Raw genomic sequence first — 11,689 nt, 5'->3', positions numbered from 1 at the left:
GGCCCGCGGAAGAATAACTCATCCATCTCACCGGTTCCGACCACCGCTGGCTATGTTGCGCCTCCTCGAAATATCCCCAATATTCCTCGTCGTTGCGCCTTGCCAACGGCGCCCGGCCCTCGGCGATACAGACGAGTTATTTTTCCGCGGGCCCTTACCCGCCGTTGGACGGGCGCGTCCGATGCCTTGGGTCTGTGGACTTGCTCGAAACAGGCCGACCCGTTAATACTGCCGCGTCGTGGACCCGACTCTGGTCGCACTAGGATTCGTGCTCTTGTATGGCTGTTTGGCCACCGCGGTCGCGGTTCGGGTCGTGCGTGCCGGCTCCTCGACCTTCGATGACCATTTTAGCCACGAAGACCGGCGTCTAGTGGGAGCCCTCAGCCTGTACTTTGCCGTGCCCGCCGCGCTCGGGCTGCATCTGGCCGCCCATGTCGCGGCCATCGTGGCGATGGACGCACGCGTAGCAGAGCTGCATTATCTCGTTTTCTGGGAATCCGTGCTGCCCGCGCGTCAACCTGCCCTAGCCCCCTGGCAGTTGGCCTCGGTCGCGGGCGCCGGACCCGCGGTCTCCTTGCTCTCGTCCCTTGTGGCCATCCTGTGGGTAAAGCGCGCGCCCGTCAATGCGGCGTGGAACTACCTGCTTCTCGAAACGTCTCGACTCACCCTGGGACTCATGCTCGTGTGGTACCCAGCCGCAAGCCTGCTTACGGCGAGAGGTGACTTCGCCGTGTTGCACGACACGCTCAACGCGTCGGCGAACAACGCCGGTGACCTGGCCGTTTTTTTGTACCTCGCTGGCGCCGCGTGTCTTTGGGTGCTGTGGCGCCGCGGTTTCTGGCGCCACGACTACTTGAAGCTGGCAAGTCCCCTTTTTCACGCTTTCAGGAGCGCCCGCAGGAGGCTGGCTACGCATCCGGCCGATCCCCAAGCGCTCGTGGCGTTGGCGAAGGCGCATCTCGGAGCCGAAGAGGCGGCGCAGGCGCTGGTCATCCTGGAACAGGCTACACGCCTGGCCCCCGACGATGCCACAGCGCACTTCTTGCTGGGCCACGCTCGGACACGCGAGGGTCGGCTGCTCGGCGCCTCGGAAAGTCTGCGGCGCGCAGGTGTGCTGCTGGACGCCGACGAAGCGAGCGAAGAAGCTCAGCTGCTGCGCCATGAGGTGTTGGTGGCGCTCGCCGACGTTCGCCTGGCCCTCGGCGATCCAGCCGGGGCCTTGCTGACGGCTCGGGAGGTGTTGCCTGCCGCCACACAAGACGGGCGTCCGCTGCTGCTGTATACAGATGCGCTGATCGCTGTGGGTCGAGCGCAGGAAGCCGAGCAGCGGCTGCGCCGCGCCCTTGACGGGGCGACAGGCATAATGGCTCGCGAGATTCAACGCCGGCTGGCTGAATTACCCCGCAGCGCCCGCTGACCTCGCCTTCGTTTCGACGCATGACGTACACCGTCCTAGCCCGCAAGTATCGCCCCCAGCGCTTCAGCGAGCTCGAGGGCCAGGATCATGTCACTCGCACGCTCGGCAACGCGATCGAGTCACAACGAGTGGCCCATGCATTCCTGTTCACCGGGGTGCGGGGAGTGGGCAAGACCACGAGCGCGCGACTGCTCGCCAAATCGCTCAATTGCGCAAAGGGCCCCACGAAGCAACCGTGCAACCGGTGTGACGCGTGCGGCGAGATCACGCTCGGCGTGGACGTAGACGTGCTCGAGATCGACGGCGCCTCCAACAACAGCGTCGATGACGTACGCCGGCTGCAGGAATCGTTGCCCTACCGGCCGCAACGCGACCGCTACAAGGTGGTCATCGTCGACGAAGTCCACATGCTGTCGCAGGGAGCCTTCAACGCCTTTCTGAAGACGCTCGAGGAGCCCCCACAGCACGTCAAGTTCATCTTTGCAACCACGGAGGTGCACAAGGTCCCGGTCACGGTCCGCTCGCGCTGCCAGCGCTACGACTTCCGGCTCATCCCTCGCTCCGTGATCAGCGGGCGCGTGCGTGAGATTCTCAAGCTGGAAGGCATCGAAGCGGACGACGCGGCCATCTCGCTCGTGGCCCGTGAGGCCGCTGGCTCGATGCGGGACGCGCTGACGCTGCTTGATCAGGTAGTGGCTTTCTCGGGCGATCGCCTGGTCGGCGAAGAGGTCGCGCGGGGTCTGGGGATCGCCAACCGCCAGCACCTGCTTGACGTCGCACGCGCGCTCAGCGAGTGCAACGCAGCCGCGGCTCTCGGCGCAGCCCATGAGCTTGGCCATCAAGGAATCGATCCACTGCATTTCGTTCGCCAATTGACCTCGATGGTACGAGACCTGGTGGTCTTGTGCGTGGCAGGCGACAGTCCGGAGCTCGTCGACCTGACATCCGAGGAACGCAGCCGAGCGCTTGAGCTCGCAAGGCAACACGATGCAAGGGAGCTCGAGCGGCTGTTCGCCGGCGTCTCGCGCCTCGTGGACGAGGTGGGACGCTCGGCGACGCCCATGCTGATCTTGGAGATGGGCCTTGTGCGCTTGGCCGATCGCACAGGTTTGGAGCCTCTTTCCGAGTTGGTCGGCAAGCTTCGGACCCTGGAGGCCAAACTGCTCGGCGACTCGGGCCCCGCACCAACCAGCCCGGCCTCAACAGCGTCCCGCGGCTTGCGCGAGGCAAACCCTGCGCGCGCAAGCGGCCGGTCGGCCACCGAGGCAAAGGCTCCCCAAAGGACCGGGCGACCTGTGCGGGGCCAACCGGCCGAGCGGCCCCCTGAGCAACCACGAACCTCGGCGGCGCACGAGGACGCCAAGCCAGACCGAACCCCAACCAGCCAACGCGGCGGGGATGCCGGCCCCCCTCCACCGCAGCCGCCAGAGCGTGCCGCGCCGGCCGGCAATGCCCCGCTGCGTGGTGGCGGTAACGAGCACTTATGGGTCGAGATCGTGCGCAGGCTCAGAGATTCCCGGCCGGCGCTCGCGGCACTGCTCGAGCACGCGGCACCGGTCGAGATCGGCCCAGAGCGGATTGTGATAGCGTTCCCGGCCGGCTCCTTCCACGCACGCCAGGCAGCGGCCAGCGAGGCTCGGCAGGCGGCCGTCGTGGTGGCCGAAAAAGTGTTGGGCCAGCAGCCGAGCTTCGAGATACGCACGACGGCCGAAATCGCCGATCCGGGCACCAGCGTGAATCAACTGGAGGCGAAGGAGCGCGAGCAGCGCCGACAGCAGCAGGTGGAGCGGGCGCTCAGCCATCCGCGTGTCGTGGAGGCGCTGAAGATCTTCCCGGAGGCCAACGAGAACGTCGACGTTCGCGTCGATGGTGACTGAAGAGCCAGACCCGTGCTGGAGGAGAACCATGACGTTTCGTGGCGGAGTGGCAGAGCTGATGAGGCAGGCTCACCGCATGCAGCGAAGGATCGAGCGGCGCAAGGAAGAGCTCAAGGCGCAGACCGTCGAGGCATCGAGCGGCAACGATCGGATAACGGTGTGCGTCAACGGCGGCCAGGAGCTGGTCCGGGTGCGCATCGAGCCCGCGCTGCTCGAGCAAGAGGAGCTCTCGATGATCGAGGACCTGCTGGTGGCGGCAGCCAATGCGGCCCTCAAGAAGAGCCAGGAAATGGTGGACGCCGAAATCGAAACGGTCACGGGCGGTCTCAAGATCCCGGGACTTTTTTGATCTACATGGCTCCAAGGCGGTTGGAGTCGACACCGCGGTGGAAATCGGCACCGCGGTTCGAGTCGACCTCGGACGTGCGGGCTACGCGCCGCCCCACCCGATGCCGGAAATGCGATCCAACGTGCCCGTGAAAGACCCCATCGAGGAGCTCGTAGCGCTGCTGTCGCGTTTGCCGGGAGTGGGGGAACGCACGGCGACGCGGCTGGCCTTCTTCCTCTTGGAGGTGGAGCCAGGCTACACCCAGGGCCTGGGCGCGGCCATCGCGCAGATCCGAGAACGCGTAAGAAACTGTGAGCACTGTGCCAACTACAGCACGGAGGCCCTGTGCAGCATCTGCCGGGACGTCCGGCGCGACGCAAGGCTCGTCTGCGTGGTCGCGCGGCCCCAGGACGTTTCGGCGCTCGAGCGCGGAGCAGTCTTCCGGGGTCACTACTACGTGCTTCATGGCCTGCTGTCGCCGCTCGACGGCATGGGCCCCGACCAGCTGCGTCTCGAACCGCTCCTGACCCGCGCCAAGCAGCAGGAGCTCGACGAGGTGATCCTCGCAACACCGCTGAGCGTGGAAGGGGAGGCCACGGCGCTGTACCTCAGCCAGCAGCTGGCTTCCGAGGGCGCGCGCTGCACGCGCATCGCCAGCGGCGTCCCACATGGCGGAGAGCTCGAGTTTACGGACCAGATCACACTGACACGCGCGTTCGAAGGACGTCGCGCCTTGTAGCCTGGCCAGTGCCGGTAGGAAAACGCCAGTTCCCGTTCAGTCTATCCCTTCAAAGGCATGCAGACGTCGGGCTGGCTGCGCTTGTAGTCACGATCGTCGCGATCATGATCGTGCCGCTCGCACCGAGCGTGCTCGACGTGCTCTTGGCCGCCAATCTAACGCTTGCGCTGCTGACGCTCTTGGTGTCCATGTACATCTCGGACGCGCTGACCTTCGCCGCGATGCCCACGGTGCTGCTCGTGAGCACGCTCTATCGGGTGGCTTTGAATGTCTCGTCGACGCGTCTCATCTTGCTGCAAGCGGACGCCGGCTCGGTCATCAGGGCCTTTGGCGAGTTCGTGGTGCAGGGCAACTACCTCGTGGGCGCGGTCGTCTTCTTCATCCTGACGCTGGTGCAGTACGTGGTGATAGCCAAGGGTTCCGAACGGGTCGCGGAGGTGGGCGCCCGTTTCACCCTGGACGCGATGCCCGGCAAGCAAATGGCCATCGACGCGGAGCAACGCACCGGCGCGCTCACGCAGGATCAGGCGCACCAGCGTCGCAGAGCGCTCGAGCGCGAGAGTCAGTTCTACGGAGCCATGGATGGTGCGATGAAGTTCGTCAAAGGGGACGCCATCGTGGGTATCGTGATCACCTTCGTCAACATCCTGGGCGGTCTTGCGATGGGTGTTGGCACAAGGGAGCTCGGCGTCGAGCAGAGCCTGAGAATCTACGGGCTTCTGACGATCGGTGACGGCCTGATCTCGCAGATCCCGTCCCTGCTGAGCTCCACGGCCGCCGGAATCGTAGTGACGCGAGTAGCTTCCGAGCACGACGACGGATCGCTGGGCAGCGACATCGGCTCGCAGATGTTCACCCGGCCCAGGATCCTCACGCTCGCGGCTCTTTTCCTGGCCTTTCTGGGGCTGGTGCCGGGGCTGCCCGGCGCGCCCTTCCTTGCACTGGGCGCGCTGCTGGGTGCCCTGGCGTTGAGCCTCCACCACGCAGCGCAACAAGCCCAGCACGGAGCGAGCGCACAGGCTGCGGCCGGGCCTGCTTCCGGAGCGACTGCACAAGAGCCGGTGGTGATCGCCTTGGGTTCGCTGCTGGCGCCGTGGCTCGAGACAAGCAGCGATCACAAGCCCCTGCAGGAGCTTGGCATAGGGGGCATGCGCGAGGCCCTGGAACGCGACCTGGGCGTCACCTTGCCCGCAGTCCGCGTTCGCAAGGGAAGCGAGCTCCCAGCGGACGGATACGCGTTCATCGTGCACGAAGGGCAGCTCGGTCAGGGCCGAGCCCCGATCGACAAGCTCGCGCTCGAGCTCGCAGTGCACGAGGCGCAACAGGCCGGGCTCGAGGCTGAAAACGCCACCGATCCGGTCACGGGCAGGCCGGCCTGTTGGCTGAAGCGAAGCGCGCGCGAGCAGGCCATCGCAGCTGGCTTCAGCGACTTGTTCGGCCCGGCAGCATGGATCCGGCGCCACCTTTGGGCCGTGCTCAGACGCAACAGCTCCGAGCTCTTGGGTCTAGAAGAAGTCCAGCGCATGTTGAGGCAAGCAGAGCGCGCTTCACCCGCGCTCGTAAGCCACGTCGTACCCGACCCCATACCGCTGCCACGGCTGCGCGAGGTGCTTGGGCGGCTGCTGGATGAGCAGGTAAGCGTGCGCCCGCTGCGAGCGATCCTCGAGGCGTTGGCCACGGCCCGCGAAATCAAGGACGATGTCGCTGGCCTGACCGAGCACGTCCGGCGCAAGCTCAGCCGCCAGCTGTGTCGCCGGTATGCGCCGGAGGGAGTCCTGCGCGCCCACGGACTCGATCCCAGCCTCGAGGAGACCCTGCGCGATAGTCTGCGTCCGCGAGGAGCCGGCCCTGCGCTCGCCCTCGCGCCCGAGGAGGCGCGGGAGCTGGTCGAGGCTTTGCGCCAAGCTTGCGACCAAGACGGCCGTGGCCTCGTGCTCACCCATGCGGACCTGCGCCGTCACGTCCGGCAGCTGGCAGCAGCAAGCCTGCCGGATCTGGCGGTCCTGAGCTACGACGAGCTACCACCCGACCTGAGCGTGGAGGCGCGCCGCCCGGTCGCGATCGGAGTTGGAGGCTAGCCTCGAGTTCAGCACTCTTGTAGGTGTTCTTGGACCCGACATCCGCCTCCGAATCGGAACCTCTGCCCTCGCCGCGGCCCTCTGTCTCCGCCACCGCCTCCTGCCTCGGGCTTGCCCCGAGAAGGCGCAGCTTCGGTTGGCCGCCCAGCTATCCGACCGCCGAGATCATGGAAGAATCCCCCCTATTCTGCACCGTCGTGTAGCTAGCGGCCGTCCTCGATCTCTTCGAGGAGGTCCTCGCCAGCGATCTCGAACTCGGCCGAGCTGGCGCGGCTCTCGGGGGTGCCGGCGCTCTCGTTGGCGAGTCCTTGCTGCTCTGCCGGCCCGGCTAGGGGCTCGGTCTGCGGGAATTCGCCCGGACTGAACTCGTGATCCAGGAGCGTCGTGAGGTGGCTCTGCAACGATACCACGCGACCTTCCGGAATGCCCCCTTCGGGATCGCTTGCCAGCAGGTCCATTCCTGCCGGGGACGCAACCATGGCTTTGGGACTGGTCGCCTCGGCGGGTGCGCCTACCCGGGCCGTGGGCTCCGGCTCGGGAGGGCGCGCGCTCGGCGGCACCGGTTCCTGCAAGGCGGTCGCCCTCACGGAGGGGGGCACAGGCGGCAGATCACCCGAGCTCCGCAGCTGCTCGGTCTGGCCGAACTCACCGGGATCGAGGTCCTCGTCTAGCAGCCGCCCGAGCTCCTCCGCGCTCCAGGCTGGCCGGGACTCGGAAGACGCGGCCTCAGCGCTGGTCGTCAGTAGCTGCGCCGAGGGCGCCTGTGGCTGCGCCGAGGGCGTCTGTGGCTGCGGCTGAGAAGCCAGTGGCATGACCGCCTGCGGACCGCTGTCCCGAGGCAGTTGCTCGACGGCCGGCGGCGTTGCGCCCGCCGACTCTGGCCTGGAGACTCCCGTAGGCACGTCGGCCAAGTGCTCGCGGTCTTCCACCGCACCGGCAGCCGGCGAAGGTGTTCTCGGGGGGCGAGAAGGTCGCGCGGGCCGGGCCTGTGGCCCAGAGGTCGAACCAGGCGCGCGGGATCGCGGCGACTGAAGCCAGTTCGGCAAGCGAGGCAAGGAAGAAGCCTTCACCGTCGCCGCGATGGCTGCGGCCGCTCGAGTGCTGCTGCTCGCCAGCTGCTCCAGCTCCAAGTCGACCTCGTCGAGATCCACAGCCTGGCCGACGATCCGAGCGCGAAGGCGCTCCAGTTCCTCGGCTGTCTTGTCGAATCCGTCGAGCTCCTGGTCGATGTCCTCTAGCTTGATGGCCACGTCGCCGCCCTTCCGCTTTTCTTTATAGAACACTCGAAGCACAAAGGATAGGACCCCGCCCTCCCTAGCGACCCAGCTTCCGCAGAGCCTCGCGCGCAGCCGTGTTGCGCGGATCGAGCTCGACGGCCTTGCGGTAGGAACGCTCGGCGTGACCACGTTCATCCGCCGCGAGGTACGCACGTCCGAGTGCAGCGTGAAAACCGCTCACCCTCGGCGACAGCGCGATCGCCCGCCGGTAGGCTCGAACCGCAGCCGCCGCGTGACCCTGCGCGAGCTCCGAGGCAGCGAGGCCCGCGTAGCTGCCCGCGTGCCGCGGCGCCTGAGCGATCGCGGAGCGATAGCCCGCTGCGGCCTGCGCGTAGCGGCGGGCACGAAAGTGCTTGCGAGCGGCGTCGCGTAGCTCGGTCGCGTTTCGTGTGCCTTGCCCGGCACCGGTGGCGGGCGAACTGCCTCGATCAACGCGGCGACCAGCTCGAGCGCCCCGGTCGCTCCGCTCGAAGGCTGCTGACTTGGAGCGGTGGCCGGCCGCGACCTTTTTTCGTGTGACCCTCTCGCGTTGGGCGGCACCCCGCCCGGGCCCGCGTCGCCGGCGACGCTCGGTCAGGCGTGGCTCGCGGCGAACCCGGCCCCGGGGCGCCTGGTGCACGCGCCTGCTCGCGGTCGGTTCACGCCCGGAACTGGCAGCACCCGCCTCGGCACGAGCTCCCGCTGCGGCAGGCGCGGCAGCTGCGAGCCCCTCGACTGTGGGAGCCGCGGTTGGCTCGCGCCTCGCTGGCTCGTCCGGAGGCGAGCCCGAGGACTGTACGGTCTCGGTCTTCGCAGGCGCCTGGTGTGGCGGATCCGCCCCGGGCGACCCCTGCCCCCGCTGCTCTCGCGCGGTCGTCTCCCGAGTGCTCGACGACGCTCCTTGCGCCACTTCATCCGTCTCGGCCAAGGGGTCCACAAACGGTTGGTCATGACCGGGCGAGACCTCACGCTCCGAGTCGATTTGCTCAGCCCCGACCTGGCCGGAGTCCGGGCTTTGCGGCGGTGCGGCCTCGTCGGGGGAGCCGCCGAGCGCCACGAGCACCAAAACCAGCAGGACCGCCCCGGCCCCGGCTACGATCCAGGCCCGCTTGGGAAGGACTGCTACCGACCGAGGCCCGGCAGCTTCCCCAGCTGGCGCAGCTACTCGAGGAGGCTCTTGCGGCGGGGCCTCCAGCCGCGCCCACGGGTCCGCTTGCCCCTCGGCCGCATCCGGCTCCCCGGCCTGCACTGCCTGCTCAGCCGCAGCCTGCGTAACGCCGGACTCCCCCGGCGCGGGCTCTTGCGGCGGGGCCTCCAGCTGCGCCCACGGGTCCGCCTTGCCCGCGGCGGCATCCAGCTCCTCGGGTGTCGCTTTCGACGTACCGGCCGCCTTCGGGACCCCTGGCACGTCCGATTCAGCGGCCACGTCCGGCTGGTTGCGCGGGGTCGAGCCTGCGTCTCGGGATCGAAGCTGGGCCGGGGGCTCGCTCTCCTCGAAGGGCTGGGTCTGCCGCTCCGCAGCCTCTGGCGCCTTACTAACCGGAACCAAGTCCTCACGCAGGTGCCTTTGGGTAGCGCGCGCTCCAGTCTTGGGCTCCCCGGGCCCCAACGGCTCAAGCTCGTCCGGGTCCAGCGTTTCGGTCCTGGTGCGCCGGCGACTCGCGCCCGGAGCTGGAGGCGGCTCCACTCCCGCTAGCAGGTCCCGCTGGGTCAACTCCTGCGTGTCTGCTGTTGGACGCTCAGGACCGCTGCTGGGCTGCGCTAGATGGCCCGCGCTCGCGAAGCCGGTTTGGGCTGCTGGGCGGCGCGCCTCAGCAGCCTGAGCGGACGGGCTGGCAGAACCCGGGGTGGATTCGGAGGAACGCGCGGCTCCTTTGGGCATGTAGGGAGCCAGCACGCGCACTACTTGGCGCGCCGAAAACGGTCTATGCTTGGGATCCTTGGCGAGCAGCCCCTCGAGGAGCTTGCCTACGCCGTTCGGCAACGGGTGCTCGAGCGCGGGGGGCTCCCGCTCGCACTGCGCCTCGAGCACGTCGGCGACTCGATCCCCCCGGTACGGTGGTGCGCCGCTCAGCATCTCGTGCAGCATGCAGCCCAGCGAGTACAGATCGCTGCGAACGCTGGGAAGCCGCCCGGCGATCAGCTCGGGGGCCAAGTACTCCGCCGAGCCGAGCAGACCCGGATACGCCTCGGGATCCACCGGCGCTGCCACACCGGCGCCAAGCAGGATCACCGACGGCTCTGTGTCGTTTTCGGTGGGTCGCAGCAGCACGCGGCTGGGTCTAAGGTCTCGGTGCAGCAGGCCGCTGCGATGCAGGTGCTCGAGCCCGGCGGCGGTTTGTCCCGCGATCGACAGTGCAAGCTCCACAGGCTGCGCGCCATCTCGGCCGAGCCGTTGCGCCAGCGTCGAGCCCTGGTGGTGGTGACGAAACAGCCATACACCGTCCTCGAATCTTCCGCAGGCATGGGGCAGCGCAAGCGCGCTTGTCTTGGGAAGCCGCGACTGCCTCTGGAGCTGGCGAAACATCCTTTCGTAGCCGCTAGCCTCGAAGCCTTCCGGAAACCTGATGACGCGCAGCAAACCGGCATCCGAACACTCCGAATCCGAAGCCTGCCGATCCTGCGCCAGGTAGAGGTATCCCGACGAAAGCCGCCGTAGCGGCTCGACCACCAGGAAACGCTTGGCGAGATCGGAAGAGACGGAGCTCAATTGCGGACATGAGCTCTCGGTTTCAGAACCGCCGGTCTGGGGCGCTTCCTTACTCAATCTGTTGCCTCTCGTCGCCGACTTGGGACTGGGACCTGGAGTCTGCCAGACCCGCAGCAGAATCCCGAGCTGGAGCCTAGACCGGGGCCACACTACGGTCAACGAAGCCAAGCCCTGCGTTGCCAGGTCGGGCACGCGTGATACAAGCGAGCGTGTGACCGAGGCTGCCGTCGCTCCCCTGGCAAGGCGCTGGTGGTACGCCTCCAAGAGCGCCGGCTGGCCCAAGCTGCTGGTGCCCATGGGCTTGGGGCAGGCGATCGGCCTGTCAGGCCGCGCGCGCTTCGATTGGCCAGCCTTTGCCGTGGCCTTGTGCTTCACGTGGTTCGGCCTGCTGTTCATTGTCTTGCTCAACGACTGGGGCGACCGCGAGGTCGACTCGATCAAGCGGCGCATGTTTCCGAAAGGCTGCTCGCCCAAGACCATTCCCGACGGCATTCTCTCTGCCCGCAAGGTCCTTGCGGCGGGTGTCTGCGCCGGCGTCGTGGCTGCCGCGGCTGCGCTGTGCGGCGGAACCTGGATCGACCGACCCTGGCTCGGTCCGATGGGGCTGGGTGCCATGGGGCTGTTTCACGCGTATACGTTCGCGCCGCTGCGGCTCAATTACCGCGGGGGCGGAGAGTTGCTCGAGGCCGTGGGCGTAGGCGTGGCGTTGCCCTGGCTCAACGCCTACGCACAAAACGGCAAACTGCTTTCGCCAGCGCTGTGGGTGCTCGCAGGCAACGGCTTGCTGGCATTCGCGAGTGCGGTTGCCAGCGGCTTGTCTGACGAACAGAGCGATCGAGCCGGAGGCAAGACGACGCTGACCACCTTCCTCGGCAATGCCGCGGCCCGAACCGTGGTGGAGACGAGCACCCTCTTGGGCGCGCTCGCGTGGCTGCTAACGGCTCTGAGCGTCCCTGCCATGCAGGTGGCCGCGCTTGCAGCCGCCGTCGTCCTTTGGCACCACCACAGGTTGCGCAAGCTGAGCCCGCGCGCTGTGACCAACGCGTTTTGCGAGCACAAGCTCTACAAGCAGCAGCTGCACCGAGCCGTGTGGGGGGCAGGCGCCTTGCTGGCTGCGCTGATCGCAGTGCAAAGCCACTAGTGCCTCGCCACAGGAATCCTGATCGTTTGGCCCCAGCCCTGGCGCCCGCTGGCGGCGTTGGGACCTCCTCGAATATGCGCTGCACCGCATCGAAATGAACCGCAGTCTTCGTCGGTCCGCCTTGCCAGCGAGCCCCACTGCAG

General features: G+C 67.5%; 8 protein-coding genes. 6 read left to right on the top strand and 2 right to left on the bottom strand.

The annotated features are described in order from the left end of the window. Positions 1–238: 238 nt before the first annotated feature. The 5 genes from MJD61_19270 to MJD61_19250 all read left to right on the top strand — a co-directional run bounded on the left by MJD61_19270 (position 239) and on the right by MJD61_19250 (position 6,439). Positions 239–1,417 carry a hypothetical protein gene (locus tag MJD61_19270; GenBank protein ID MCG8557403.1) on the top strand — a complete coding sequence of 393 codons (1,179 nt, stop codon included), beginning with the start codon at positions 239–241 and terminating at the stop codon, positions 1,415–1,417. Positions 1,418–1,437: 20 nt separating this feature from the next. After that, a complete protein-coding gene (dnaX, locus tag MJD61_19265) occupies positions 1,438–3,294 on the top strand; it encodes a DNA polymerase III subunit gamma/tau (GenBank protein ID MCG8557402.1) in 1,857 nt (618 codons plus the stop codon). Positions 3,295–3,322: 28 nt separating this feature from the next. Further along, positions 3,323–3,643: a YbaB/EbfC family nucleoid-associated protein gene (locus MJD61_19260; GenBank protein ID MCG8557401.1), complete on the top strand. Its 321-nt coding sequence runs from the start codon at positions 3,323–3,325 to the stop codon at positions 3,641–3,643. A 109-nt stretch (positions 3,644–3,752) separates the two neighbouring features. Then, the gene (gene recR, locus MJD61_19255; GenBank protein MCG8557400.1) at positions 3,753–4,361 is read left to right on the top strand and encodes a recombination mediator RecR; all 609 of its coding nucleotides are present in this window, start codon (positions 3,753–3,755) and stop codon (positions 4,359–4,361) included. Between the two features lie 8 nt (positions 4,362–4,369). After that, complete coding sequence (locus MJD61_19250; protein ID MCG8557399.1) at positions 4,370–6,439, top strand: flagellar biosynthesis protein FlhA; 2,070 nt, start codon at positions 4,370–4,372, stop codon at positions 6,437–6,439. A gap of 203 nt (positions 6,440–6,642) precedes the next feature. Here MJD61_19250 and MJD61_19245 read toward each other — a convergent pair whose 3' ends face one another. Continuing rightward, entirely contained in the window at positions 6,643–7,689 is a 1,047-nt protein-coding gene (locus MJD61_19245; protein MCG8557398.1) for a hypothetical protein, read from the bottom strand. 64 nt (positions 7,690–7,753) lie between these two features. Further along, positions 7,754–10,462 (bottom strand): protein kinase, encoded by a 2,709-nt coding sequence (locus MJD61_19240; protein MCG8557397.1) that lies wholly within the window; start codon positions 10,460–10,462, stop codon positions 7,754–7,756. Positions 10,463–10,616: 154 nt separating this feature from the next. Here MJD61_19240 and MJD61_19235 point away from each other — a divergent pair, with 154 nt between their 5' ends. After that, entirely contained in the window at positions 10,617–11,546 is a 930-nt protein-coding gene (locus MJD61_19235) for a prenyltransferase (protein ID MCG8557396.1), read from the top strand. Positions 11,547–11,689 lie beyond the last annotated feature (143 nt).

Source organism: Pseudomonadota bacterium, from assembly GCA_022361155.1.
Taxonomy (GTDB): domain Bacteria; phylum Myxococcota_A; class Polyangia; order Polyangiales; family JAKSBK01; genus JAKSBK01.
This window is presented reverse-complemented; position numbering and strand designations above follow the sequence as displayed.

Coding starts and splice junctions, on each gene's coding strand:
- dnaX (MCG8557402.1), top strand. CDS start 1,438: ATGACGTACACCGTCCTAGCCCGCAAGTATCGCCCCCAGCGCTTCAGC.
- recR (MCG8557400.1), top strand. CDS start 3,753: ATGCGATCCAACGTGCCCGTGAAAGACCCCATCGAGGAGCTCGTAGCG.
- MJD61_19260 (MCG8557401.1), top strand. CDS start 3,323: ATGACGTTTCGTGGCGGAGTGGCAGAGCTGATGAGGCAGGCTCACCGC.